19 protein-coding genes are annotated in these 25165 nt (G+C 71.2%); 13 read left to right on the top strand and 6 right to left on the bottom strand.

Annotation, left to right across the window (positions count from 1 at the left end; translation table 11 throughout):
- Positions 1-82 precede the first annotated feature (82 nt).
- The 4 genes from OHO27_RS16170 (at position 83) to groL (ending at position 4317) form a co-directional block, all read left to right on the top strand.
- On the top strand, positions 83-1087 hold the full coding sequence (locus OHO27_RS16170; RefSeq protein WP_328424524.1) for a polysaccharide deacetylase family protein: 1005 nt from the start codon (positions 83-85) through the stop codon (positions 1085-1087).
- 32 nt (positions 1088-1119) lie between these two features.
- Entirely contained in the window at positions 1120-1926 is an 807-nt protein-coding gene (locus OHO27_RS16165; protein WP_328424522.1) for a polysaccharide deacetylase family protein, read from the top strand.
- Between the two features lie 339 nt (positions 1927-2265).
- Complete coding sequence (gene groES / locus OHO27_RS16160) at positions 2266-2574, top strand: co-chaperone GroES (protein WP_013001368.1); 309 nt, start codon at positions 2266-2268, stop codon at positions 2572-2574.
- A 117-nt stretch (positions 2575-2691) separates the two neighbouring features.
- Entirely contained in the window at positions 2692-4317 is a 1626-nt protein-coding gene (gene groL / locus OHO27_RS16155) for a chaperonin GroEL (RefSeq protein WP_328424519.1), read from the top strand.
- A gap of 100 nt (positions 4318-4417) precedes the next feature.
- Here the strand turns inward: groL and OHO27_RS16150 are convergent, their stop codons facing one another.
- The 3 genes from OHO27_RS16150 to OHO27_RS16140 form a co-directional block, all read right to left on the bottom strand.
- Positions 4418-5110 carry an ester cyclase gene (locus OHO27_RS16150; RefSeq protein ID WP_328424515.1) on the bottom strand — a complete coding sequence of 231 codons (693 nt, stop codon included), beginning with the start codon at positions 5108-5110 and terminating at the stop codon, positions 4418-4420.
- Between the two features lie 91 nt (positions 5111-5201).
- The gene (locus OHO27_RS16145; protein WP_328424513.1) at positions 5202-5975 is read right to left on the bottom strand and encodes an SDR family NAD(P)-dependent oxidoreductase; all 774 of its coding nucleotides are present in this window, start codon (positions 5973-5975) and stop codon (positions 5202-5204) included.
- Positions 5976-6072: 97 nt separating this feature from the next.
- Positions 6073-6741 (bottom strand): MOSC domain-containing protein, encoded by a 669-nt coding sequence (locus tag OHO27_RS16140; protein WP_328430459.1) that lies wholly within the window; start codon positions 6739-6741, stop codon positions 6073-6075.
- Positions 6742-6822: 81 nt separating this feature from the next.
- Here OHO27_RS16140 and OHO27_RS16135 point away from each other — a divergent pair, with 81 nt between their 5' ends.
- Positions 6823-7728 carry a LysR family transcriptional regulator gene (locus OHO27_RS16135; RefSeq protein WP_328424511.1) on the top strand — a complete coding sequence of 302 codons (906 nt, stop codon included), beginning with the start codon at positions 6823-6825 and terminating at the stop codon, positions 7726-7728.
- Between the two features lie 67 nt (positions 7729-7795).
- Here the strand turns inward: OHO27_RS16135 and OHO27_RS16130 are convergent, their stop codons facing one another.
- A complete protein-coding gene (locus tag OHO27_RS16130; RefSeq protein ID WP_328424509.1) occupies positions 7796-8125 on the bottom strand; it encodes a WhiB family transcriptional regulator in 330 nt (109 codons plus the stop codon).
- A 381-nt stretch (positions 8126-8506) separates the two neighbouring features.
- On the opposite strand from OHO27_RS16130, the gene OHO27_RS16125 reads away from it, so the two are divergent.
- The 4 genes from OHO27_RS16125 (at position 8507) to OHO27_RS16110 (ending at position 12898) form a co-directional block, all read left to right on the top strand.
- Entirely contained in the window at positions 8507-9118 is a 612-nt protein-coding gene (locus OHO27_RS16125) for a response regulator transcription factor (RefSeq protein ID WP_003948568.1), read from the top strand.
- A gap of 295 nt (positions 9119-9413) precedes the next feature.
- Entirely contained in the window at positions 9414-10001 is a 588-nt protein-coding gene (locus OHO27_RS16120) for a sigma-70 family RNA polymerase sigma factor (RefSeq protein WP_328424507.1), read from the top strand.
- A 165-nt stretch (positions 10002-10166) separates the two neighbouring features.
- The gene (guaB, locus tag OHO27_RS16115) at positions 10167-11669 is read left to right on the top strand and encodes an IMP dehydrogenase (protein ID WP_328424505.1); all 1503 of its coding nucleotides are present in this window, start codon (positions 10167-10169) and stop codon (positions 11667-11669) included.
- Between the two features lie 104 nt (positions 11670-11773).
- Positions 11774-12898 carry a GuaB3 family IMP dehydrogenase-related protein gene (locus OHO27_RS16110; protein WP_328424503.1) on the top strand — a complete coding sequence of 375 codons (1125 nt, stop codon included), beginning with the start codon at positions 11774-11776 and terminating at the stop codon, positions 12896-12898.
- Between the two features lie 76 nt (positions 12899-12974).
- On the opposite strand, the gene OHO27_RS16105 is transcribed toward OHO27_RS16110, so the two are convergent.
- Positions 12975-14183, bottom strand: coding sequence for a nucleotide sugar dehydrogenase (locus OHO27_RS16105; RefSeq protein WP_328424501.1), 1209 nt, complete (start codon positions 14181-14183; stop codon positions 12975-12977).
- 262 nt (positions 14184-14445) lie between these two features.
- Between OHO27_RS16105 and OHO27_RS16100 the strand changes: the two genes are divergently transcribed.
- Entirely contained in the window at positions 14446-16152 is a 1707-nt protein-coding gene (locus OHO27_RS16100; RefSeq protein ID WP_328424499.1) for a glycerol-3-phosphate dehydrogenase/oxidase, read from the top strand.
- Positions 16153-16283: 131 nt separating this feature from the next.
- On the opposite strand, the gene OHO27_RS16095 is transcribed toward OHO27_RS16100, so the two are convergent.
- On the bottom strand, positions 16284-17375 hold the full coding sequence (locus tag OHO27_RS16095; protein WP_328430458.1) for a serine hydrolase domain-containing protein: 1092 nt from the start codon (positions 17373-17375) through the stop codon (positions 16284-16286).
- A gap of 210 nt (positions 17376-17585) precedes the next feature.
- Between OHO27_RS16095 and OHO27_RS16090 the strand changes: the two genes are divergently transcribed.
- The 3 genes from OHO27_RS16090 to OHO27_RS16080 all read left to right on the top strand — a co-directional run bounded on the left by OHO27_RS16090 (position 17586) and on the right by OHO27_RS16080 (position 24617).
- Positions 17586-19742 carry a serine/threonine-protein kinase gene (locus OHO27_RS16090; RefSeq protein ID WP_328424494.1) on the top strand — a complete coding sequence of 719 codons (2157 nt, stop codon included), beginning with the start codon at positions 17586-17588 and terminating at the stop codon, positions 19740-19742.
- Positions 19743-19927: 185 nt separating this feature from the next.
- Positions 19928-22756 carry a protein kinase gene (locus tag OHO27_RS16085; RefSeq protein ID WP_328424492.1) on the top strand — a complete coding sequence of 943 codons (2829 nt, stop codon included), beginning with the start codon at positions 19928-19930 and terminating at the stop codon, positions 22754-22756.
- 163 nt (positions 22757-22919) lie between these two features.
- The gene (locus OHO27_RS16080) at positions 22920-24617 is read left to right on the top strand and encodes a serine/threonine-protein kinase (protein WP_328424490.1); all 1698 of its coding nucleotides are present in this window, start codon (positions 22920-22922) and stop codon (positions 24615-24617) included.
- Positions 24618-25165: the final 548 nt, after the last annotated feature.

The raw sequence follows: 25165 nt of genomic DNA, 5'->3' as shown, positions 1-25165 counted from the left end.
GTGGGCCAGTCGGTGGATGGTGCGTCTCTCGACGGCGGTGTCTGCCCGGCTTCGGGTCGGGTGCCTGCCAAGATCCCGCACCATGCGACTAGTAGTACAAAATGACAAAAGTAGCCCCAATGGGGCATTCGCAGGGCGGCGTGGCCGGACGGCGGCAGGTTCACGGGCCCGCGGAGCAGTCGCCGTGCTCGCCGTCGCCGCCATCGCCGCGGGCTGCGCACCGGCGGGCACAGGCGCCTCCGGGCCCGCGCACCCCACCTCGGGCCGGCAGCCCCTCAAGGCACCGCCCCCGGCCACCAGTGCGGGCCCGCACGCAGGGAAGACCCCCGGCGCGCACCCGAAGAAGTTCAAGTCGGCGCAGTCCGTCGCCGCCCGGGCCGCCGCAGCGAAACGCTGGGGCCTGTCGAGAATCCCGCTCACGCCCCCGCCCCCACCCGCCACCAAACCGAAGATCACCACCCGCGAGGGCTTCGAGGTCGACGGGCACGAGGAGCTCGGCCTCCCGCCGGTCTTCACGACCGTCCCCACCAAGCAGCGGGTCGTCTTTCTCACGATCGACGACGGCGCCGAGAAGGACCCCGTCTTCCTGCGGATGATGGACGACCTGAAGGTGCCGTACACCGCCTTCCTCAGCGACTACGTGATCAAGGACGACTACGGCTACTTCAAGCGGATGCAGCGCAGCGGCGTGACCCTGAACAACCACACCCTCCACCACCCCTACCTCCCCGCCCTCTCCTACCGCCGCCAGCAGTACGAGATCTGCGGCATGCAGGACGTCATCGAGGAGCGCTACGGCAAGCCCCCGCTGCTCTTCCGCCCGCCCTTCGGGAACTACGACAAGGACAGCCTGCGCGCGGCGAAGTCGTGCGGCATCGAGTACGTCCCGCTGTGGAACGAGGAGGTCTTCGTCGACCACTGGGAGTACCGCGAGTGGGACCAGAAGATCCGATCGGGTGACATCGTGCTCACTCACTTCCGGGGCCGGGAGGACTGGAAGGGCACAATGCCCGACATGATCCGCCGGTTCCTGAACAAGGTGACGGCCGAGGGGTACGCGGTGGCCCGGCTCGAGGACTACCTGTGAGGCGGACGCCCGGTCCGTGGGCCGTGGCGGTCGTGGTTCTGGCTTCGGTACTGCTCGCCGGGTGTGCGCAGCCGGTCGGTCCGGCCGGCCCCGGCGGAGCGAAGCCGGGCGACAGGGCGGCCCACAGCACACGGCCGGCGGGCAGCCCGACGCACACGGCACAGCCGTACCGCCGCTGGGGCCTGACGGCCCCACTCGCCGCGCCACCGCCCCCGCCCGCCCGGCGGCTGCGGCCCGGGCCGCCCGGCGGCCACCCACTGCCCGTCGTGCACCGCGCCCCCACCCGCGACAAGGTCGTCTTCCTCACCTACGACGACGGCGCCGAGAAGGACCCCCGCTTCGTCGACATGGTCCGTGAACTACGGCTGCCCGTCAGCATGTTCCTCACGGACAGCGTGGTCGGCCCGGGATACGGCCACTTCGCGCGCCTGCGCGCGGTGGGCGCGTCGATCCAGAACCACACCCTCGACCACGCCGCCCTGCGCGGCCTGCCGTATGCCGGCCAGCGCGCCGAGATCTGCGGCCAGCAGAACAAGCTCCGCGCCCGCTTCGGCATCCGCCCCCGCCTCTTCCGCCCGCCCTACGGCACGTACGACACGACCACGCTCCGGGCCGCGGCCCACTGCGGGGTGACGGCGGTCGTGCTGTGGCGGGCGGCGATGGAGGGCGACGGCGAATTGACGTACGCACACGGCCCCGGACGGCTGCGAGCCGGGGACATCGTGTCGGTCCCCTCGGGCGAGCCGGCCGGGCTGACGCTGAGAGAGCGGACGACGAGGCTGCTCCGGGAGATCCAGGAGCGGGGGCTGACGGTGGGCCGTTTGGAGGACTACATCTGACGGAACTTCCCGGCGCCGGTTCGTGCACTTCAGCCCGTCCGGCGTTTGAGGACGAGGCCGTTCAGGCCGAAGCGGGGGTCTGGGGGCGGCAGCCCCCAGGCGGCCACGGCAACACCGGTCACCGGCAGTACCGGTCACCCGAACGCGGCTCAGCCAGCGCAGCGAATTAGCAGTCCGCTTGACCGAGTGCTAATCGCGGTCATAGTCTCGGGTCTGGCACTCCCCACTGGAGAGTGCCAACTACGCGACGGGCAGGTCCGGCACCCGCGACGACGGATCCACCTGGTCGCCACCTCAGACAGTTAACCCCGTGAGATCTCCGAAGGGGGAGGTCGGATCGTGACGACCACCAGCTCCAAGGTTGCCATCAAGCCGCTCGAGGACCGCATTGTGGTCCAGCCGCTCGACGCCGAGCAGACCACGGCCTCTGGCCTGGTCATCCCGGACACCGCCAAGGAGAAGCCCCAGGAGGGCGTCATCCTGGCCGTGGGCCCGGGTCGCTTCGAGAACGGCGAGCGCCTTCCGCTCGACGTGAAGGTCGGCGACATCGTGCTGTACAGCAAGTACGGCGGCACCGAGGTGAAGTACAACGGCGAGGAGTACCTCGTCCTCTCGTCCCGCGACGTGCTCGCGGTCATCGAGAAGTAAGACACCTCAAGCATTTTGCTTCCAGCTGCGCCCCTGGCCCCCGCGACCACATAAGAAACCGGGCGCCCGGGGCGCAGTGTCTTTTTCACCCACAGATTCGAGAGGGCTCCCGCTGTCATGGCGAAGATCCTGAAGTTCGACGAGGACGCCCGTCGCGCCCTCGAGCGCGGCGTCAACAAGCTGGCCGACACGGTCAAGGTGACGATCGGCCCCAAGGGCCGCAACGTCGTCATCGACAAGAAGTTCGGCGCGCCCACCATCACCAACGACGGCGTCACCATCGCCCGTGAGGTCGAGGTCGAGGACCCGTACGAGAACCTCGGCGCCCAGCTGGTGAAGGAGGTGGCGACCAAGACCAACGACATCGCGGGTGACGGTACGACCACCGCCACCGTGCTCGCCCAGGCTCTGGTGCGCGAGGGCCTGAAGAACGTCGCCGCGGGTGCTTCCCCGGCGCTGCTGAAGAAGGGCATCGACGCGGCCGTGGCCGCGGTCTCCGAGGAACTCCTCGCGACCGCCCGCCCGATCGACGAGAAGTCCGACATCGCCGCCGTCGCCGGTCTGTCCGCCCAGGACACGCAGGTCGGCGAGCTCATCGCCGAGGCGATGGACAAGGTCGGCAAGGACGGTGTCATCACCGTCGAGGAGTCCAACACCTTCGGTCTGGAGCTGGACTTCACCGAGGGCATGGCCTTCGACAAGGGCTACCTGTCGCCGTACTTCGTGACGGACCAGGAGCGCATGGAGGCCGTCCTGGAGGACCCGTACATCCTCATCAACCAGGGCAAGATCTCCTCCATCGCGGACCTGCTGCCGCTGCTGGAGAAGGTCATCCAGGCGGGTGCCTCCAAGCCGCTGCTGATCATCGCCGAGGACGTCGACGGCGAGGCCCTGTCGACCCTGGTCGTGAACAAGATCCGCGGCACCTTCAACGCGGTCGCCGTCAAGGCCCCCGGCTTCGGTGACCGCCGCAAGGCGATGCTGCAGGACCTGGCCGTCCTCACCGGCGCCACGGTCATCTCCGAGGAGGTCGGCCTCAAGCTCGACCAGGCCGACCTGGACGTGCTGGGCAGCGCCCGCCGCGTCACCGTCACCAAGGACGACACCACGGTCGTCGACGGTGCCGGCGACTCCGCGGACGTCACGGGCCGCGTCGCCCAGATCAAGGCCGAGATCGAGAACACCGACTCCGACTGGGACCGCGAGAAGCTCCAGGAGCGCCTCGCGAAGCTGGCCGGCGGCGTGTGCGTGATCAAGGTCGGCGCCGCCACCGAGGTGGAGCTGAAGGAGAAGAAGCACCGTCTGGAGGACGCCATCTCCGCGACCCGCGCCGCGGTCGAGGAGGGCATCGTCTCCGGTGGTGGCTCCGCTCTGGTCCACGCCGTGAAGGTCCTCGAGGGCAACCTCGGCAAGACCGGCGACGAGGCCACCGGTGTCGCGGTCGTCCGCAAGGCCGCCGTCGAGCCGCTGCGCTGGATCGCCGAGAACGCCGGCCTGGAGGGCTACGTCATCACCTCCAAGGTCGCCGAGCTCGACAAGGGCCAGGGCTTCAACGCCGCGACCGGCGAGTACGGCGACCTGGTCAAGGCCGGCGTCATCGACCCGGTCAAGGTCACCCGCTCCGCCCTGGAGAACGCCGCCTCCATCGCCTCCCTCCTCCTGACGACCGAGACCCTGGTCGTCGAGAAGAAGGAAGAGGAAGAGCCGGCGGCCGGTGGCCACGGCCACGGGCACGCCCACTGAGCCCAGCAGCTCACGCGCGCTGAGCCCAGCGGCTCATACGCACGCAGAAGGCCCCGGTCCCGCGCTCTCGCGCGGGACCGGGGCCTTCCCTTCGCGGGCTTCACTCGCCGAGTACCCCCAGTTGCTCCAGCAGACCCGCCCGGTCGTAGAGCCAGCGGCTCTCGCAGATCCTGCTGTCCCGGAACCGCTGCCAGGTCATGCCCTGCATGGACACGTCCTGCCCGGTCGGCGGAATCCCCAGGAAGTCGCCCTTGTGCCGCGCGACCAACGTCCACCGGGTGCACACCTGGTCGTCCTGGGCCATCTGGTCGTCGATCCGGAAGGTGAAGTCGAAGGCGCCCCGCCACCCCGCATACACCTCGCGCATGCCGTCAATGCCCTGCACCGGCCGCGGATACGACGGATCGTGATCCACATAGTCGTCCGTGAGGTGCTCGCCGATCCGTTCCGGCGCCATCCTGCCCATGGCCTCGAAGAAGGTCCGCGCGGCCAGCACGTTCAGCTGCTCGTCGCGCACCACGTCCAGATCCGTGAACGTGGGCGGCTCGTCACAGAGCGCCACCATCTCCTGGAAGATCCTGCCGGTCTCGGGCAGATCGGAGTTCCGCATGGCCTCGTCGTACGACGGAAACTCCACGATCTCGATGAAGTGCGACGCGTCGGACCGGTCCTTCCCGATGACGTCGTGCGTCGCCGTCCGCTTCCCCTTGGTCTGCTCGACCCACCTGTCCATGAGCCGGTTCATGTCGTCGAAACGGCTGGTCCTGCAGTCGATGAGCTGTACGAAGGTCATGACGTCGTGGCCTCCCGGTCGTGCTGGGTACGGCTGGACACCACCATTTTCCCACCGCGACGGCCCAGGCGCCCGCCCCTCGCCAACGCGCCTACTGCGGCCCGTACTTCCGCCCCGTCCGCGAGCTGATCCCCCCGAGCACCCCCCGCGGCACCAGCTTCGCCGCGCCCAGCAGGACCTTGTAGCGAGGGTCCGGAATCGACACCGGCTTGCCCTTCGCCAGATCGTGGAGCGCAGCCGCCACCAGCTTGTCCGCGTCCAGCCACATCCACCCCGGGATGTTGTCCGTGCCCATGCCGGCCCGCTCATGGAACTCGGTCCGTACGAACCCCGGGCACAGCGCCATCAGCCGCACCCCGCTCCCGGCCAGATCCCGCGCCGCACCCTGCGTGAACTGCACGACCCACGCCTTGGACGCGCCGTACGTGCCGCGCGGTACGAAGGCCGCCACGGAGGCGACGTTCACGACACCGCCCCGCCCCCGCTCCCGCATCGCCTCCGACGCCGCCGACGTCAGGCGCAGTACCGCTTCGCAGTGCACCTTGAGCATCTTCAGCTCGTCGGCCATGGAGACGTCGAGGTAGCGGCCCTTGTTGCCGAAGCCGGCGTTGTTGATCAGCAGGTCGACCGGGTTCCTGCGGTCGCCGAGGCGGGCGGCGACCGTCTCGATGCCGGTGTCCTCGGCGAGGTCGGCCGTCAGGACCTCCGCCTCGATGCCGTGCCGGTCGTGCAGTTCGGTCGCCTGCTCCTGAAGCCGCTTGGTGTCCCGGGCCACGAGCACCAGGTTGTGTCCGTCGGCGGCCAGCCGCCGTGCGAAGGCCGCGCCGATGCCCGCGGTCGATCCCGTGATGAGAGCCGTTGTCATGGCGCAAGGTTAATGACCCGGAGTCTGCGCGTCCGCTCTCTGCACAGGGCCTCCCAGTCGGTGAAGCCCGTGCGAACGGCAGGCAGGTGAGCCGTGGTCAGACCCCGTGCTGCGACACATACTTCCGAGCCGCCGCCAGCGACTCCGGATGCAGCGCCGTACCCGCCGCCAGCAGCCGCGGCAGCAGCTTCCGCTCCGTCGTGACCGCCCGGAACTGCAGCGCCACCGTCACGTCGTGATCCGGGCGGTGAATGATTTCCATCGCGTCGCCCGCTCTTATCTCACCCAGCTCGATCACCCGCAGATACGCGCCCGGCGCGGCCTTCGCAGTGAACCGCTTCACCCACTGCGTCTCACCCAGATGGCCCTGAAAGGTACGACAGGGAATCCGGCCGCACGTCACCTCCAGCACCACCTCGGGCCCGATCCGCCAGCGCTCTCCGATCAGCGCACCGGACACGTCCAGGCCGGACGTCGTGAGGTTCTCGCCGAACACGCCGTTCGCCAGCGACCGCCCCAGCTCGCGCTCCCAGTCGTCGAGGTCTTCGCGCGCGACCGCGTACACGGCCTGGTCGTCGCCGCCGTGGTGCCGCTTCTCGCACACCGTGTCCCCGGCCAGCCCGCTCCCCCCGACGCCCTTCGGCCCGGGCGCGGTCACCAGGACCGGCCCCGCCGCCGGCTGCTTGTCGATGCCGGTCACACCGTCGGCGTGATCCGTGTACGGCGCCGCCTTCGCGCGGCCCAGATTCACAGACAGAAGCTTCATGACGGCACGGTAGGCGACGTACGTCCAAAGTGTCGACGCATTATTCGGCACGTACTCCAAGGCTGGCTTATGCTCGATTCCGTGCTCGAAGCCCGTCACCTCCGCGTCCTGCGCGCCGTCGCCACCACCGGTTCCTTCTCCGCGGCGGGGCGTGAACTGGGCTGCACCCAGCCCGCCGTCAGCCAGCAGATGAAGGCCCTGGAGGCCTCCGTCGGCACGCCCCTGCTGATCCGCACCGGACGCGAGATGCGGCTGACCCAGGCCGGCGAGGCACTGGTGCGGCACGCCGCCGGGATCCTGGCGGGACTGACCGCCGCCGAGGAGGAGGTCGCCGCCATCGCCGGGCTGCGGGCCGGCCGGGTGCGGCTCGTCTCCTTCCCCAGCGGCAGCTCCACCCTCGTCCCGACCGCCCTCGCCGCCCTGCGCGCCGCGCACCCCGGCACCCGGGTCTCCCTGGAGGAGGCCGAGCCGCCGAAATCCGTCGAGCTGCTGCGCGAGGGCGACTGCGACGTGGCCCTCGCCTTCCGGTACGAGGGTGCGGCCCAGGAAGGGGAGTGGGACGACCTCGTCGTACGTCCGCTGCTGACGGACCGGCTCGTCGGTCTCGTACCCGAGCGGCACCGGCTCGCACGGACCGCGGCCTCCGGATCCGTCGCCATCGGGGAGCTCGCGGCCGAGCCCTGGATCGCCGGATGCCCGCGCTGCCGCGGGCAGTTGATCGAGGTGTGCGAGAGCGCCGGCTTCACGCCCCGCATCGACTTCGCCACCGACGACTATCCGGCGGTCGTCGGCCTGGTCGGCGCCGGCCTGGGGGTGGCCGTCCTGCCCCAGCTCGCCGTCGAGTCCGTACGGCCGCGGGGGGCCCGCATGGTGACGCTGGAACCGGCGGTCCGGCGGGAGATCGTCGCGCTCACCCTGCCCGACCTGGCGCAGGTGCCCGCCGTCGCGGCGACGCTGGAACAGCTGGCGAGGGCCGCCGCCCGCTAGGCCGGACACGACCCAGCGCGAGAAGAAGGGCACGCATATGCGTGCCCTTAGGTGCAGAAACGTTCCTTCAATTGTGCGGGCCGGACTCCCCGCCGGCCGCCGAGGCCGACACCAGCCGGTTGCGTGCCCGCCCCATGAGCTCCTCGCGCTCGTCCTCGGTCAAGCCGCCCCAGACGCCGTACGGTTCGCGCACCGCCAGCGCATGCGCCGCACACTGCGCGCGCACCGGGCACCTCATGCAGACCTCCTTGGCCGAGTTCTCTCGAGCGCTCCGAGCCGCACCGCGCTCGCCCTCCGGGTGAAAGAAGAGCGAACTGTCCACCCCGCGACATGCAGCCAGCAGCTGCCAGTCCCACAGGTCCGCGTTCGGTCCGGGAAGGCGGGAGAAATCTGCCATTGCGTGACCCCTTGTAGCCGTTCTGGGCGGATACGGTGTCTACGACCGTACATCTACGATCTAAGAAGATGAAAATATGACTCATTGCGAATCTAGCCCCAAACGCTGTGAAACGGGAAGAAAAAGGGCTGAATGGGGCATGGGTTGTGGTGAAACATTGAGGGTCCGTCGTGCATGTCTGCCCCGTGTCCGCCCCCTCACGTAGAGTGCCGAAGACGGCACATGCCCCCGTAACTCTTTCGAGTGACCGTCGTTGAGAGGGCGGAGGCGGTTGAAGCAACAAGCGCTCGGGCACGCGTCCGAGGCGGTCGACCGCACAGGTGACGATTTCGTACCAGCCTGGAGGCTCAAGGTGACGTGCATCAGCTGCGGAGGGCGGCCATGACATCCGTCCTCGTCTGCGACGACTCCCCGCTTGCCCGAGAGGCGCTCCGCCGCGCGGTCGCGACCGTGCCCGGCGTCGAGCGTGTGACGACGGCGGCCAACGGCGAGGAAGTCCTCCGCCGCTGGGGCGCCGACCGCTCGGACCTGATCCTGATGGACGTACGCATGCCCGGACTGGGCGGCGTCGAGACCGTGCGGCGGCTGCTGTCCGCCGACCCAGGTGCGCGCATCATCATGCTCACCGTCGCCGAGGACCTGGACGGCGTGGCCCTCGCGGTCGCCGCCGGTGCCCGTGGCTATCTGCACAAGGACGCCTCGCGCGCGGAGTTGCGCGCCACGGTGACGCAGGCGCTGGCCGACCCCACGTGGCGGCTCGCCCCGCGGCGGCTGCGGTCCGCCGAGATGGGTGCGGCGCCGACGCTCACGGCGCGTGAGATCCAGGTGCTCGAGGGAATGAGCCATGGTCGTTCCAACGCGGAGATCGGCCGGGAGCTGTTCCTGTCCGAGGACACCGTGAAGACGCACGCCCGGCGGCTGTTCAAGAAGCTCGGTGCGTCGGACCGGGCGCACGCCGTGGCGCTCGGATTCCGGTGGGGTCTGGTTCGCTGAGAGCTCGGTCCTGCGGACCGTTGCTGTGTGCGGGTCGTTTGTGGCCGGCCGCGCAGTTCCCTGCGCCCCTTCCGGGGCGCGGTTGCGAGGCCGGTCAAGGGGTCCTGTCGGCGCCCGGTGCTCGTTTCGCCGCGGATGCCGCATCCTTGAGAATGTGGAGTCTCTCGGGGACGAGTCGGTCGAGCGGAAGGGGAGGGCGCAGGGGATGAGTTCTGCCGCACCTGCTCATAACGCTTCGGTGCACAACGTCGGACACGATGCCACGGACCAAACGGCCGCAAGGCACCATGGACCGATGCGCGAGGACGAGGCGGCTCATGCCCACGGGGCGATCGGAGCGCTCGTCCACCGCGCTGTGGACGGGGACGAGCAGGCCACGCACGATCTGCTCGCGCACGTCCACCCCCTTGCCCTGCGCTACTGCCGCACCAGGCTGTCCCGTCTTCCGGGTGACGCCCGTCACTTCGTCGAGGACCTCGCCCAGGAGGTCTGCGTCGCCGTCCTTCTCGCGCTGCCGCGTTACAAGGACACCGGCCGCCCCTTCGAGGCGTTCGTCTTCGCCATCGCCGCGCACAAGGTCGCGGACCTGCAGCGGGCGGCGATGCGGCACCCGGGTTCCACGGCGGTCCCGTCCGACGAGATGCCGGAACGCCCGGACGACTCCCTCGGTCCGGAGGAGCGGGCGCTGCTCAGCAGCGACGCCGAGTGGGCCAAGAAACTGCTGGCCAACCTGCCCGAGAACCAGCGGGAGCTGTTGCTGCTGAGGATCGCGGTGGGGTTGACCGCGGAAGAGACGGGTCAGATGTTGGGAATGTCACCCGGCGCCGTCCGGGTTGCCCAACACAGGGCGCTGAGCAGGTTGCGCGCGCTGGCCGAGCAGTAGGGCTCCGGCAGTGCTGCCTTGAGTGCGCCCCCAAATGAACATGCCTCACTCCGGTTCCGTACGAACATACGAAGCCCGGGGTGGGCCGCAACCGTGGAATTTGAGCCTCATGCTTCCCGTTAGCATGGACATCCGCACCGATCAAGGCCATTTGGGGAAGGTGTCATGACTGCCAACGTCGACGGAGTGCCCGGTAAATTCGCAACCCTCGGGCTGACCTACGACGACGTGCTGCTGCTGCCGGGTGCATCCGAGGTGCTCCCCAACGCGGTCGACACCTCGTCCCGCATCTCCCGCAATGTCCGTGTGAACATCCCGCTGCTCTCGGCGGCCATGGACAAGGTGACCGAGTCCCGCATGGCGATCGCCATGGCCCGCCTTGGCGGCGTCGGCGTGCTGCACCGCAACCTGTCCGTCGAGGACCAGGTCAACCAGGTCGACCTCGTGAAGCGGTCCGAGTCCGGCATGGTCACCGACCCCATCACGGTGCACCCCGAGGCGACCCTCGACGAGGCCGACGCCCTGTGTGCCAAGTTCCGCATCAGCGGTGTCCCGGTCACCGACCCGGCCGGCAAGCTGCTCGGCATCGTCACCAACCGCGACATGGCCTTCGAGACGGACCGCGACCGTCAGGTGCGCGAGGTCATGACGCCGATGCCGCTCGTCACGGGCCATGTCGGCATCTCCGGCAGCGACGCGATGGAGCTGCTGCGCCGCCACAAGATCGAGAAGCTTCCCCTGATCGACGAGGCGGGCGTCCTCAAGGGCCTCATCACGGTCAAGGACTTCGTCAAGGCCGAGCAGTACCCCAACGCGGCCAAGGACGCCGGGGGCCGACTCCTCGTCGGTGCCGCCGTCGGCGCCAGCCCCGAAGCCCTGGAGCGTGCCCAGGCGCTCGCCGGAGCCGGCGTGGACTTCCTGGTCGTCGACACCTCGCACGGCCACAGCAGCAACGCCCTCAGCTGGATGTCGAAGATCAAGTCGAGCGTGGACGTCGACGTGATCGGCGGCAACGTCGCCACCCGCGACGGCGCCCAGGCGCTGATCGATGCCGGTGTCGACGGCATCAAGGTCGGTGTCGGACCGGGCTCCATCTGCACCACCCGCGTCGTCGCCGGCATCGGCGTCCCGCAGGTCACCGCCATCTACGAGGCCTCCCTGGCCGCGCGCGCCGCGGGTATCCCGCTGATCGGCGACGGCGGCCTGCAGTACTCCGGCGACATCGGCAAGGCGCTCGCCGCCGGTGCGGACACGGTGATGCTGGGCTCGCTGCTGGCGGGCTGCGAGGAGTCTCCGGGCGAGCTGCTGTTCATCAACGGCAAGCAGTTCAAGTCGTACCGCGGCATGGGCTCGCTCGGTGCCATGCAGTCCCGCGGCCAGGGCAAGTCGTACTCGAAGGACCGCTACTTCCAGGCCGAGGTGTCCTCCGACGACAAGCTCGTGCCCGAGGGCATCGAGGGCCAGGTGCCCTACCGCGGCCCGCTGGCCAACGTGCTGCACCAGCTCGTCGGCGGGCTGCGCCAGACCATGGGCTATGTGGGCGCGGCCACCGTCGGGGAGATGGAGTCCAAGGGCCGCTTCGTGCGGATCACCTCCGCCGGCCTCAAGGAGAGCCACCCGCACGACATCCAGATGACGGTCGAGGCGCCGAACTACAGCCGTAAGTAGTCAGCAGCCTCCTTCGAGGGCGGCCCCGGTGCACCGGGGCCGCCCTTGTCGTACCCGTCGGCGATACTGGAAGACGCTGAACGCAACAGGGAAAGGCCACAGACGTGACTGAGATCGAGATCGGGCGCGGCAAGCGCGGGCGCAGGGCGTACGCCTTCGACGACATCGCCGTCGTCCCCAGCCGCCGTACGCGGGACCCGAAGGAGGTCTCGATCGCCTGGCAGATCGACGCCTACCGCTTCGAGCTGCCCTTCCTGGCCGCCCCCATGGACTCGGTCGTCTCCCCGGCCACCGCGATCCGCATCGGCGAGCTCGGCGGCCTCGGCGTGCTGAACCTCGAAGGACTCTGGACGCGGTACGAGGACCCGCAGCCGCTCCTCGACGAGATCGCCGGGCTGCCCACCGAGGCCGCCACGCGCCGCCTCCAGGAGATCTACGCCGCTCCCATCAAGGAGGAGCTGATCGGGCAGCGCATCAAGGAGGTGCGCGACTCGGGCGTGGTCACGGCCGCCGCGCTCTCCCCGCAGCGCACGGCCCAGTTCTCCAAGGCGGTCGTCGACGCGGGCGTGGACATCTTCGTCATCCGCGGCACGACGGTCTCGGCGGAGCACGTCTCCGGTTCGCACGAGCCGCTGAACCTGAAGCAGTTCATCTACGAACTCGACGTCCCGGTGATCGTCGGCGGCTGTGCCACGTACACCGCGGCCCTGCACCTGATGCGCACCGGCGCGGCGGGCGTCCTGGTCGGCTTCGGCGGCGGCGCCGCGCACACCACGCGCAACGTCCTGGGCATCCGGGTGCCGATGGCGACGGCGGTCGCGGATGTGGCGGCGGCCCGCCGTGACTACATGGACGAGTCCGGCGGCCGGTATGTGCACGTGATCGCGGACGGCGGCGTCGGCTGGTCCGGCGACCTGCCCAAGGCGGTCGCCTGCGGCGCGGACGCCGTGATGATGGGCTCCCCGCTCGCCCGCGCGACCGACGCGCCGGGCCGGGGCCACCACTGGGGCATGGAGGCGGTGAACGAGGAGCTGCCGCGTGGCAAGAAGGTCGACCTCGGCACGGTCGGCACCATCGAGGAGGTCCTGACAGGGCCGTCCCACACTCCGGACGGCTCGATGAACTTCTTCGGTGCGCTGCGGCGGGCGATGGCCACGACCGGGTACAGCGAGCTGAAGGAGTTCCAGCGGGTCGAGGTCACGGTCGCGGACTCGCAGCACCAGCGCTAGCCGCTGCGTGGTTACGCCCATGTCAGGGAAGGGCCGGTCACCCCGGGTGGGGTGACCGGCCCTTTTGCGTGCCCCGTCACAGTCGATGCGCCGCCCCCGTGGGCGCCGCGCCCCGCGTGTCTAGCAGCAGCTGTGCCTTCACGGACAGGCCCTGCAAGTCGTACGTCCGATGCTGCTGGAGCAAGATCGTCAGGTCGGCGTCCGCGACCGCTTCGTACAGGGCGTCCGCGCGCGGGACCGGGCGGTCCAGGACGTTCCAGGACGGGATGTGCGGGTCGTGGTAGCTGACGCAGGCGCCCAGCTCCATCAGGCGGATCGCGACCTCCTGGGCGGGCGTGGACTGCTGGTCGGCCAGGTCGGGCTTGTAGGTGACGCCGAGCAGGAGGATGCGGGCGCCGCGCGCGGACTTGCCGTGCTCGTTGAGCAGGGTCGCGGCGCGCTGGACGACGTAGCGGGGCATCTGGCTGTTCACCTGCTGGGCCAGTTCGACCATGCGCAGGGTGCGGCCGGCGGGGCCGCTGAGGTCCTGGGGAACGGCGTGGCCGCCGACGCCCGGGCCGGGGCGGAAGGCATGGAAGCCGAACGGCTTGGTCTCCGCGCAGCGGATGACGTCCCACAGGTCGACGCCCAAGTCGTGGCAGAGAACGGCCATTTCATTGACAAGGGCGATGTTCACATGCCGGAAGTTGGTCTCCAGTACCTGCACCGTCTCCGCCTCGCGCAGCCCCCGCGCGCGTACCACCTTGTCGGTGAGACGGCCGTAGAAGGCCGCGGCCGACTCGGTGCACGCGGGCGTGAGGCCGCCGATCACCTTGGGGGTGTTGGCGGGCGTGAAATCGCGGTTGCCGGGGTCGACACGGCTGGGGGAGTAGGCGAGGTGGAAGTCGCGGCCGGCGCGCAGTCCGGAGACCTCTTCCAGGAGTGGGCGCAGGACGTTCTCGGTGGTGCCCGGTGGCACGGGCGACTCCAGGATGACGGTGGTGTGCGGGCGCAGCCGAGCGGCCAGGGTGCGGGCTGCCCCCTCCACCTGGCTCAGGTCCAGCCCGCCGTCCGCGCCGCGCGGGGTCTGCGCGCAGATGACGGCGGTGCGCACGCGGCCGAGCTCGGCGGGGCTGGTGGCGTGCCGGAAGCCCCCCGAGAGCATCCGGCGCAGTTCGGCGGGGCTGAGGGAGCCGGCCTCGGGCCCGGTCCGGTAACCGAGCGTGGGGATGCCGGCCGCGACGGCGGCCTTCGCCAGGGGCAGGCCGTGCAGGCCGAGTCCGATGACGGCGAGATCTGAGGGCATGGCGTGGGCCGTCCTTCCCAATAACCGAAGCGGGGCAGGTGCGCAAGCCCTGTGGACAGATCGAGGGAGCGCAATGTCAGACTAGGAGTAAATATGACCGATTTGCGGCATTGAATGATCGCGTTTCCGTGAGTGTTGTCCACAGGCTGGGGGCCAGTGGTGGCTGAAGCCGGGCAACCCGGTCAGAATTTGGGCATGGGGGGTATGAACCGGGCTTCGCCCGACGGGTGCGGCCTACGCGAGCGATGAGCGGGAGGCAGCGGTGAGGACAGCGACACTGGGGCCGGCGGAGCGCGCCGAGTCACTCGCATCAATGGCCGAGCGGGAGCTGGACCTACTGGTCGTGGGCGCCGGCGTGGTGGGCGCCGGCACCGCCCTCGACGCGGCGACCCGCGGACTGTCCACCGGCCTGGTCGAGGCACGTGACTGGGCGTCGGGCACCTCCAGCAGATCCAGCAAGCTGATCCACGGCGGCCTGCGCTATCTGGAGATGCTCGACTTCGCGCTCGTGCGCGAGGCCCTGAAGGAGCGCGGCCTGCTGCTGGAGCGGTTGGCGCCGCACCTGGTCAAGCCGGTGCCGTTCCTCTACCCGCTGCAGTACAAGGGCTGGGAGCGCCTGTACGCCGGCTGCGGCGTCCTGCTCTACGACGTCATGTCGATGGCCCGCACCCATGGCCGGGGCCTGCCCATGCACCGCCACCTGAGCCGCGGCAACGCCCTGCGCGTCGCCCCCGCCCTGAAGAAGAACGCGCTGGTCGGCGCGCTGCAGTACTACGACGCACAGATGGACGACGCCCGCTATGTCGCCACCCTGGTGCGTACGGCGGCGTCCTACGGCGCGAAAGTCGCCAACCGCGCGCGAGTGGCCGGATTTCTGCGCGAGGGCGAACGCGTCGTCGGGGCCCGCGTGCAGGACGTCGAGGGGGGCGGCGAGTACGAGATCCGCGCCAAGCAGATCGTCAACGCGACCGGTGTGTGGACCGACGACACCCAGTCGATGGTGGGGGAGCGCGGACAGTTCCACGTACGCGCCTCCAAGGGCATCCACCTGGTCGTGCCCAAGGACCGCATCCACTCCTCGACGGGCCTGATCCTGCGCACCGAGAAGTCCGTGCTGTTCGTCATCCCCTGGGGCCGGCACTGGATCGTCGGCACCACCGACACCGACTGGGACCTCGACAAGGCCCACCCGGCCGCGTCCAGCGCGGACATCGACTACCTGCTGGAACACGTGAACTCGGTGCTGGCGGTGCCGCTGACGCGGGACGACGTGGAGGGCGTGTACGCGGGACTGCGGCCCCTGCTCGCGGGAGAGTCGGACGCCACCAGCAAGCTCTCTCGCGAGCACACCGTGGCCCACCCCGTGCCCGGACTGGTCGTCGTGGCCGGCGGCAAGTACACGACGTACCGGGTGATGGCCAAGGACGCGGTGGACGCGGCCGTGCACGGGCTCGACATGCGGGTCGCCGAGTGCGTCACCGAGGACATTCCGCTGCTGGGCGCGGAGGGGTACCGCGCGATGTGGAACGCCCGTGCGCGGATCGCGGCGCAGACGGGGATCCATGTGGTGCGGGTGGAGCACCTGTTGAACCGGTACGGGTCGCTGGCCGAGGAGGTGCTCGAGCTCATCGCCGCCGATCCCGCGCTGGGGGAGCCCCTGCAGTCCGCCGACGACTATCTGCGCGCCGAGATCGTGTACGCCGCCTCGCACGAGGGGGCCAGACATCTGGACGACGTGCTCACGCGGCGGACGCGCATCTCGATCGAGACGTTCGACCGTGGGACGCGGTGCGCGCGCGATGCGGCCGGGCTGATGGCGTCGGTGCTGGGCTGGGACAAGGACCACATCGAGCGCGAGGTCCAGCACTACGAGAAGCGGGTGGAGGCTGAGCGGGAGTCGCAGCGGCAGCCGGACGACCTGACGGCGGACGCGGCGCGGTTGGGGGCGCCGGACATCGTGCCCCTGTAGCACTCCGGGGTGGGGGCCGCCGGCGGCAGCGGGTCCGCGGCCCCGCGCAGCCGCAGCGTCGGTGAGGGCGCGGGACGTCACCCGAACGGGCTACGGAGGCCGGGATCTCTGCTCGAACCCCGCCCGTTCTATCAGGTGCGAGGGCAGAACTCGGCGGCGAGCAGCCGGCGTTCGAGACCGGGATCTGCGATCGCCGTCGTGTTCACCCGGAAGGTCAGGACACGACGCCCGCCGACGGTGGCCGCGGAGCGCACGTAGCTGCCGGCGATGCGCCCGTTGTGCCCCCATACGACGGTGCCGCACGGCAGCTTCACGGGGAAGAGTCCCATGCCGTACGAGCCATGCGCGGCACGGATGTCGAGCATCTCGCGCAGCCGGCGCGGGGGCAGCAGGCGGCCGTCGAGCAGCGCGGCGTAGAAGCGGTCGAGGTCGGCGAGCGTGGTCACCAGCTCGCCGGCGGCGCCGGCCACCCGCGGGTCGAGCGCGGTGACATCGGTCCCGTCGGCTGCGTAGGCGCGGCCGTGCGGGGAGGGGAGCGAGGTGCGTGAGCCAGGGAAGGAGGTGCCGGTCAGACCCAGCGGGGCGATGACTCGGCGTTCGGCCTCGGCGGCGTACGAGCGGCCGGTGACCTGCTTGACGACCAGGCCGAGCAGGACGTAGTTGGTGTTCGAGTACGAGTAACTGCCCGGGTGGGCAGGGGGGTGGGTCAGGGCGATGCGGACGGCCTGAAGCGGAGTGACGGGGACGGTCCCTCCGGAGGCGGCGGTGAAGTCGTACAGGCCGCTGGTGTGGGTCAGCAGGGAACGAAGGGTCAGCGCGCGCCCGTCGTTGCCCGCCCCGCGCACCAGTCCCGGCAGGTGCTGCTCGACCGTGTCGGACAGGGACAGGCGTCGCTCGGCGGCCAGTTGGAGGACGACCGTCGCGATGAAGGTCTTCGTGATGCTGCCGGCCCGAAAGTGGTCGGTGCGGGCGATGCCCTGGCCGGCCCCGGCATAGCGGGTGGCGCCGTCCTCGCGGGCCAGCAGCGCCGCGGCGGGAGCCTTGCCCCGGGTGACCAGCAGGGACAGCAGGGCGTTTGTCGCCGGTGTTGTGGAGGTGGGCGAGGCGTTGCGTGCCGACGAGGAGGCCGAGAAGGTGGGGGACAGGCCGAGAAGAGCCGGGGACACGAGGCAGAGGACGGTCAGGCACACAGGTATGGCCAGTAGTGTCCGAAGCAGTGGCATCGCGGTTCGCGCCATGCGGGGTCCTTCCCTTGTCGCGGGTCATCATGCCGGGCAAGCGGAACCTGTGATTCACCGGGCTCCGGGTGTGCGGTGCCCGGGCGGCTCGGGCCGTGCGGTCGGGTGGCGACGCGTGAGGCACCCTGGGCGTCGGGCACTTGTCGGGTGAGAGACAATGGAGGCTCTGTCAGGGCGGGTTGTATGAGGGGACGCATGTCGGAGGCGGAGCGGGCGGGGACATCTCGTCAGGAGACTCGTCAGGACGACCGTGAGCGTCTCCTCGCGGGGCGGTACCGGCTGGGAGCGGTGCTCGGCCGGGGCGGCATGGGCACGGTGTGGCGGGCCGTGGACGAGACTCTGGGGCGGACCGTCGCCGTCAAGGAGTTGCGGTTCCCGTCGAACATCGACGAGGAGGAGAAGCGGCGGCTGATCACGCGCACGCTGCGTGAGGCCAAGGCGATCGCCCGGATCCGCAACAACAGCGCGGTCACGGTGTTCGACGTGGTCGACGAGGACGACCGGCCGTGGATCGTGATGGAACTCGTCGAGGGCAAGTCGCTCGCCGAGGTCATCCGCGAGGACGGCCTCCTGGAGCCCAAGCGGGCCGCCGAGGTCGGCCTGGCCGTCCTCGACGTGCTGCGCTCCGCGCACCGCGAGGGCATCCTGCACCGCGACGTGAAGCCGTCGAACGTCCTGCTGGAGTCCGACACCGAGCGGGTCGTGCTCACCGACTTCGGCATCGCCCAGGTCGAGGGCGACCCCTCCATCACCTCGACCGGCATGCTCGTCGGCGCGCCGTCCTACATCTCCCCGGAGCGGGCCCGCGGCCACAAGCCGGGCCCCGCGGCCGACCTGTGGTCGCTGGGCGGGCTGCTGTACGCGTCGGTCGAGGGTGTGCCGCCGTACGACAAGGGTTCCGCGATCGCGACGCTCACAGCGGTGATGACGGAGCCGCTGGAGGAGCCGAAGAACGCGGGACCGCTGAAGGACGTCATCTACGGCCTGCTCACCAAGGACCCCGCCAAGCGGCTCGACGACGCCGGTGCGCGGGCGATGCTCAACGCCGTCATTCATGCGCCGGCGCCCAAGTCCGAGCCGGAGCCGGCGGACGCGACGAAGGTCGTGCCGCTGCCGCCGCAGCCCGACGCGCCGGAGAGCAGGGGCCGTTCGGGTGCCGGGGCCGGTAAGCGGGGCGAGGAGGCCGGGGAGCGGTTGCGCGGGGCGCTGCGTTCCGTGCGCAAGGCCGCGGTGAGTGCGGGGGCGGCCGGGGCGGCTGCCGCCCGTACCAAGTCCGGCAGTGAGACGGCTGCCTCCGGGGCCGACGGGGCGGCGGCCAGTGGGTCGTCCGCGGGCGTGGGCGGGGCCGGGGCGTCGTCGAAGGCTGGGAGTTCCGGCCGGGCTTCCGGTGCTGGGGCCTCCGGCGCCGGGGCTGCCGGGGTGGGCGCCGGTTCGACCGGTGGTGACCGTGCCGGTGCTGATGCCGGTGAGCGGTCAGGTGCCGGTGACCGTGGCGGTGAGCGGGACGGACAGGCGGCGAACGGGCAGGGCGCGGGGGGCAGTTCGGGGTGGCCCAAGATGGCGCCGCCGGATCTGCCGTCGCGGCCCGTGCCGAGGGCGTCGCTCACCGATGTGGTGCCGAAGCGGACGTTGGCGATCATCGCGGTGGCCGTGGTGGTTGCCGTGATCGGTGTGGTGCTTGCCCTCACGCTCGGCGACGACGACTCGACCGGGGCGGCGAGTGGTGGCGGTGCCAAGGCTTCTGCCAAGGCGAGCGCGAGTTCCGACACCAAGAAGGACGACGACGACAAGACCCGCACGGACGCGGAGAAGTCCGCGTCGGCCGGGTCGGGGTCGGGTTCCGGGACGGGGAGCGGGAGCACGCCGAGTGCCGGGGCGACCGGCGGGAGCGGAGACGAGGCCGGGTCCGGCAGCGGAAGCAAGGCCGCGTCGACGCACAACGGGAGCCAGGGGTACTCGCTCGGGCTGCCCGAGGGATGGAAGTTCCAGTCCACGGGGTCGGCGGGCGACCGGTTCACCGGGCCCGACGGGCAGAAGCTGCTCGTCGCCTGGACCTCCACGCCGAAGGGCGACCCGGTGGCGGACTGGAAGAACCAGGAGCAGTACATGCAGCGCTCCGGGTACAAGAAGATCCGGATAGAGGAGGTGGACTACCGCAGTTGGAACACGGCCGACTGGGAGTTCACCTATGCCGAGGGCGGGACGGAGTACCGGACGATCGACCGAGGGTTCGTGGTGAACGAGCAACTCGGATATGCGCTGATGTACACCGCGAAAGCCGCCAACTGGGACAGTGACCTGCGTAAGGACACCTGGCAGACGCTGACGGACTCGTTCAAGCCGAAGTCGTGAAGTGAGCGAATTTCGGTTTGGGCTCGCCAAGGGCGCGATTGGGCCGTGAGATCCCGCAACCCCTCTTTTCGAGTTGCCTCCGGCACGTATCGTGAGTGCTTGCGGACCGTACGCATACAGTCGTGCGTCCGGAGCGGGACGCAAGGCGAACGGAATTGACCAACCGGGCGGCCGGGGGAGGCAACGTGGACGACTATGCGGGTCGGGTACTGGCCGACCGCTACCGCCTGCCCCTGCCGCCGTCCGACGAGTACGAACTGACCGAGACGCGCGCCTTCGACACCTACAGCGGGCAGGAAGTCCTGGTCCGGCAGGTGCCGTTGCCGGAGGTCGTCGAGGCGGAGGTACTCGACGCCGAGGGGCTGCCCGACGGCTTCACGGCGCGTGATGCGCGCGAGCGCGGGCCCGGGCGACGGCCCTCGGCGCGTTCGAGCACGCGGCGGCCCAGCGATCCCGCCGTGCGGCGGGCGGTCGAGGCGGCGCAGGCCGCGGCGCGGATTCCCGACCATCCGCGGCTGGACCAGGTCTTCGACGTGTTCGCCGAGGGCGGTTCGCTGTGGATAGTGAGTGAGTTGGTGGGTGCGCGCCCGCTGGCCGCGCTGCTCGCCGAGAAGCCGCTGACGCCGTACCGGGCGGCCGAGGTCGCCTCCGACGTCCTCATGGCGCTGCGGGTGCTGCACGCGCACGGCTGGGTCCACCGGAACATCACCGCCCGCACGGTGCTCGTCTGCGACGACGGCCGGGTGATGCTGACCGGGCTCGCGGTCGGGGCCGCGGAGGAGGCGCTGTGCGGGTATGACCCGGTGCCGGTCGAGGACGGTGCCGGCGACGGCGCCGTCGGGACATTCGGTGGCGGGGCGGCTTCGGGCGGAGAGGCCGGCGGCCCGGGCGGTCCCGGCTCACCCGGCCGACACGCCGCCGGGACCGGGGCCGGCGCTGCCGGCGTGGACCCCGAGGCTGCCCGGCGGGCCGCCATAGAGGCGCGCGCCACCGAGGGTCTGCCGCTGCCGGCGGCCGAGACGGGCCCCGGAGCAGGGGCCTCGGGCGCGGCACCGGGTGGCGCCCTCGAAGCCGGTGGGGACATCAGGGCCGCGCGGGCCGGAGCCATCGCCGCGTATCGGGCGGGCGCCCGTGCGGCAGCCCGGGTGCAGGAGGCGCAGAACGGGCGGGCGGCGTTGCCCGCAGGGCGCCCGGCAGCCGAAGTCGACCGTGCCGCCCAGGCCAACGGCTCGGCGCAGCAGCCCTACCACTCCGGCAACGGCGTCACCATGCCTCCCGGCCAGATCACCGACCCGTACGGCACGCAGACCACGCCCTGGCACGGCGCCGCGCCACGGAGCGGGGCCGGTGGAGCCGCGCCGGATCAGGGCCGGGGCCGTACGGCACTTCCGCCGGCGGGGACGGGCGCGCAGCCCGGGACCCCTGGCGCCCCGTACGACACACGTGTGCCCGCGCCGGGCGTCGGTGGCTACGCCACGGGCGGCCTGCCCGCTCCGGGGCGCGAGGCGTCCGCTGCCGCGGGTGCCCCCGCCCCCGCTCCCGGCCGCAGTGGCTATCCCGCGCGGGGCGTGCACACGCCCGACGCCGGCGGCTTTCCCGCACAGGGCGCTCCTGCCCCCGGCACCCCGGGCTCGGTCGCGCGTGGCGTGCCCGTCACTCCCGGCGATCCCATCGGGCCGCCCGTCGGCGACTCCGCCCACCCCGCGACCCGCTGGGGCGACCTGGTGGCCGGTACTCCAGCCCACCGAGGGCCCACCACCGCACTCGCCGCGGAGCGGGCACGGCAGGCGCGGATGGCCGTGGTCGGACCCGTGACCGAGCGATGGGCGCCGGAGCAGGCCGGGCCCGTGCACGAGAACTGGCAGCTGGCGGCGCCGATCGGGCCCGCTACCGACCTGTGGGCGCTGGGGGCGTTGCTCTTCCGGGCCGTACAGGGGCATGCGCCGTATCCGGAGGAGTCGACGGCCGAGTTGGTGCAGATGGTCTGCGCGGAGCCGCCCGCCTTCGCCGAGGAGTGCGGACCGCTCAGGCCGGTCGTGGAGTCGTTGCTGCGTCAGGACCCCACCGAGCGCCTCGACTTCGAGGAAGTGCGCGGCTGGCTGCGTTCGCTCGTGCGGTCCGCGCCCGAGCCGGAGGCCGGTGCGCATGTCGTCGCCGCCCCGCCGGCCGACCCGAACCGGCTGCCGATCGTGCGGCGCCGGGGCGAGCTGGTGCGCAGGCGCCGGGCCGGGCTGCCCGCGCATCACGGGCGGCACAAGCGGGCCAAGCAGGAGGCGGCGCACTCGCCGCGCAGGCTCGGGCGTGCGTTGCTGGTGCTCGTCCTGCTCGGCATGGCCGCGGCGATCGCGTACGCCATGCTGTTCATGCCGAAGTCCGACCAGGGCGACGGCGCCGCCGCGGACGCCGATCGCACCGGCGCGGCGGGACAGGCGAGCGAGGCGCCCGACCAGTCCGCCGACGCGAGCAGCGAACCGCGGCCCGACCAGACCTCTCCGGCGACCGACAACAGCCCCTCGGAGTCGGCCGGTTCGACCGAGACGCAGACCAACGGCCCCGAGGTGCCCGACGGCTTCACCCTGCAGAAGGACACGGCCGGGTTCCAGGTGGCCGTGGCCAGCGGCTGGGACCGTACGCCGGAGAACGGGCGCGGGCAGGTGGTGTACGCACACGGTGACTTCGACCTCATCGTCGTACCGGGCCGGGACACCACGGCGCAGTACGGCAGCGATCCCATGGTCTACCAGCGGGAACACGAGCGGGAGTTGCAGCCGTACCGCGACTCCAGCTGGGCCTCCTCCAGTGGGCTGAAGACCATTCAGGTGGGGGAGCGGGCCATGGCCGAGGGGCAGTTCACCTGGACCGACGACCAGGGGCGCGAGATTTTCGTGCGCAATGTCGCGATCCTGATCGACGGGAAGTACCACGTCGTGCAGGTGCGCGGCCCGGAGGCCGAGCGGGACGAGGTGACGCGGTTGTTCGAGCAGGCGTCGGCGTCCTATCAGGTCACCGGCTGATTTCTGCTGCAAACCCTGTGTGACAAAGGCTTGATGGTTGCTTCGCGGCGTCGAAAGCGACAACCATCACAGTGGGGTCTCCTTGGCGCCCCCGCGGTTCCGGTCGAGTCGACCGGTCCTTAACCTGACCCTGTCAAGAGCATTGCGGGGCAACGTGAATCAGATGCAGGGCCAGCTCATTTCGGGCCGCTACCGGCTCGCCGACGCGATCGGCAGCGGCGGCATGGGCCGGGTGTGGCGTGCGCATGACGAGGTGCTGCATCGGGCCGTCGCGATCAAGGAGCTGACCGCCGCGCTCTACGTCTCCGAGAGCGACCAGGAGCGGCTGCTCGCCCGCACCCGCGCCGAGGCGCGCGCCGCCGCGCGCATCAACCACTCCGCCGTCGTCACCGTGCACGACGTGCTGGAGCACGACGGCCGGCCGTGGATCGTGATGGAGCTGGTCGAGGGGCACTCCCTGGCCGACGCGGTCAAGGAGAACGGACGCGTCGAGCCGGCCGAGGCCGCCCGTATCGGCCTGTGGGTGCTGCGGGCGCTGCGCGCCGCGCACTCCGCCGGTGTCCTGCACCGCGACGTCAAGCCCGGCAACGTCCTGCTCTCCGAGGACGGCCGCGTCCTGCTGACCGACTTCGGCATCGCCCAGATCGAGGGCGACTCCACCATCACGCGCACCGGAGAGGTCGTCGGCTCCGTCGACTACCTCGCCCCCGAGCGCGTCCGCGGCCACGACCCGGGCCCCTCCTCCGACCTGTGGGCGCTCGCCGCGACGCTCTACACGGCCGTGGAGGGCCGCTCGCCCTTCCGCCGGACCTCGCCGCTGGGCACCATGCAGGCGGTGGTCGAGGAGGAGGCCGCCGATCCGCAGCACGCCGGCGCGCTCGCGCCCGTGATCAGCGCCCTGCTGCGCAAGGATCCGGCCACCCGGCCCGGCGCCGCCGAGGCCGAGCAGATGCTGGCCGAGGCAGCGGAGGGACGGCGGCCCAGCGCGGCGCAGATGTACGTCCCCACGCAGCACACGCGGTACGAGCCGGAGGCACGCACGGGGTCCGGGCACGCCGGGGCGACCACCGGGGTGCCCGTGCCCGCCGGGGCACGGACGGCGGCGACCGGTACGCCGTACCCGCCGATGACCGGGCCCACGACGGTCGGCCCGCCGTACGCCACCTCAGGCACCGGCACGGGTGGCGCCCCCGCCCGGCCGACGCGCAGACGCCGTCGGCTGCGCACGCTCGCCCTCGTCGTCGCGATCGCCGCGATCATCGGCGGGGGCACCGCGGTGGTGCTGCACAGGTGGGGTCCGGGAAGCGGTGGCACGCCCGCTGCTTCCTCACCCGGCTCCATGTCGAGCGAGACGGCGCGCCCGGAGGCCGGCGTTCCGTCGTCCTGGAAGCGCTACGTGGATCCCCTCGGCTTCAGCCTCTACCTGCCCGCGGGCTGGGAGCGGGAGGTGGTCGGCAAGGAGGTCGACGGCCTCCAGCAGGTCGACTACACCCCCGACGGCGGCGAGCACTTCGTCCGCATCGCCGTCGACACCTCGCCCGACTTCGCGAAGGCCTACGACCACATGCGTGACCTGGAGGACCAGGTGGGGCAGAAGTTGGTCGACTACCGGACCGCGTATCTGAAGGAGAACCTCTACCGCGACCGCGAGGGCGCCCTGTGGGAGTACACGTGGACCGCCCTGGCCAAGGACACCCCGTTCCCCGGCCCGCGCCGCGCCATCGACCAGGCGTACATCGACCGGGACGGCACGGAGTACGCGATCTACATGTCCTCGCCCGAGCCGGACTGGGCAACGGCACGCAAGCAGTTCACGGCCGTGCTGCAGGGGTGGCAGGCGAGCGGCGCCGGCGGCTCCTGAGTGCGGGGGCCTTGCGGCGGGCGGCTACCGGGCCTTGCAGGGGCCGTGGGGCTTGATGCGGCATGCGGGGTCGCGGGGCCGGGGCCTAGAGCGGGACTGACAAGTCGGTTGCCGCGGCCGTGATGGCCTGGTGCGCCACAGCCATCGCGGGGCTCGCGGGGTGCCTCACTGCGCGCGGGGTCCGGATGTTCCTCGGGTGCGGGGGCCCGAGGCTGTCGCGGTACGCGGCTCCCGTGAGTTCTCGCTGAGTGCCAGGGTGGGCGTGCCTGGCGTGCCCGGCGCGCGGGGCCCGAGGCCCCGCGGCACCCCGATCCCGAGGTTCCTCGTGGCGCGCGGCTTCCGACGTTCCTCGCAGCGTGCGTCCCCCGAAGCTCTGCCACCGTTGGGGTTCCCGAGGGCCTCGCGGCACCTGTCCCTTAGGCCTTGACGGCATCTGGTCTCAGGGCCTCGCCGCACCTCGCCGTCTCCGGGCCCTCGCTGGCCCTGTTCCCGGGTCCTCCCGGCCCCGTCCCGGGGCTCGCCCTGGCCCGTCTCGGGGCCCTGCTCGC

This window comes from Streptomyces sp. NBC_00443 (assembly GCF_036014175.1).
Classification (GTDB): Bacteria; Actinomycetota; Actinomycetes; order Streptomycetales; family Streptomycetaceae; genus Streptomyces.
Note: the sequence above shows the minus strand (reverse complement) of the source record. Positions and strands in the feature narration are given on the sequence as shown.

Bases quoted from the DNA above. Each gene is read 5' to 3' on its own strand.
- groL (WP_328424519.1), top strand. From the start codon at position 2,692: ATGGCGAAGATCCTGAAGTTCGACGAGGACGCCCGTCGCGCCCTCGAG.
- OHO27_RS16120 (WP_328424507.1), top strand. From the start codon at position 9,414: ATGCGCGAGGACGAGGCGGCTCATGCCCACGGGGCGATCGGAGCGCTC.
- OHO27_RS16090 (WP_328424494.1), top strand. From the start codon at position 17,586: ATGTCGGAGGCGGAGCGGGCGGGGACATCTCGTCAGGAGACTCGTCAG.
- OHO27_RS16150 (WP_328424515.1), bottom strand. From the start codon at position 5,110: ATGACCTTCGTACAGCTCATCGACTGCAGGACCAGCCGTTTCGACGAC.
- OHO27_RS16140 (WP_328430459.1), bottom strand. From the start codon at position 6,741: ATGAAGCTTCTGTCTGTGAATCTGGGCCGCGCGAAGGCGGCGCCGTAC.
- OHO27_RS16170 (WP_328424524.1), top strand. From the start codon at position 83: ATGCGACTAGTAGTACAAAATGACAAAAGTAGCCCCAATGGGGCATTC.
- OHO27_RS16080 (WP_328424490.1), top strand. From the start codon at position 22,920: ATGCAGGGCCAGCTCATTTCGGGCCGCTACCGGCTCGCCGACGCGATC.
- guaB (WP_328424505.1), top strand. From the start codon at position 10,167: ATGACTGCCAACGTCGACGGAGTGCCCGGTAAATTCGCAACCCTCGGG.
- OHO27_RS16105 (WP_328424501.1), bottom strand. From the start codon at position 14,183: ATGCCCTCAGATCTCGCCGTCATCGGACTCGGCCTGCACGGCCTGCCC.
- OHO27_RS16130 (WP_328424509.1), bottom strand. From the start codon at position 8,125: ATGGCAGATTTCTCCCGCCTTCCCGGACCGAACGCGGACCTGTGGGAC.
- OHO27_RS16145 (WP_328424513.1), bottom strand. From the start codon at position 5,975: ATGACAACGGCTCTCATCACGGGATCGACCGCGGGCATCGGCGCGGCC.
- OHO27_RS16125 (WP_003948568.1), top strand. From the start codon at position 8,507: ATGACATCCGTCCTCGTCTGCGACGACTCCCCGCTTGCCCGAGAGGCG.
- OHO27_RS16095 (WP_328430458.1), bottom strand. From the start codon at position 17,375: ATGCCACTGCTTCGGACACTACTGGCCATACCTGTGTGCCTGACCGTC.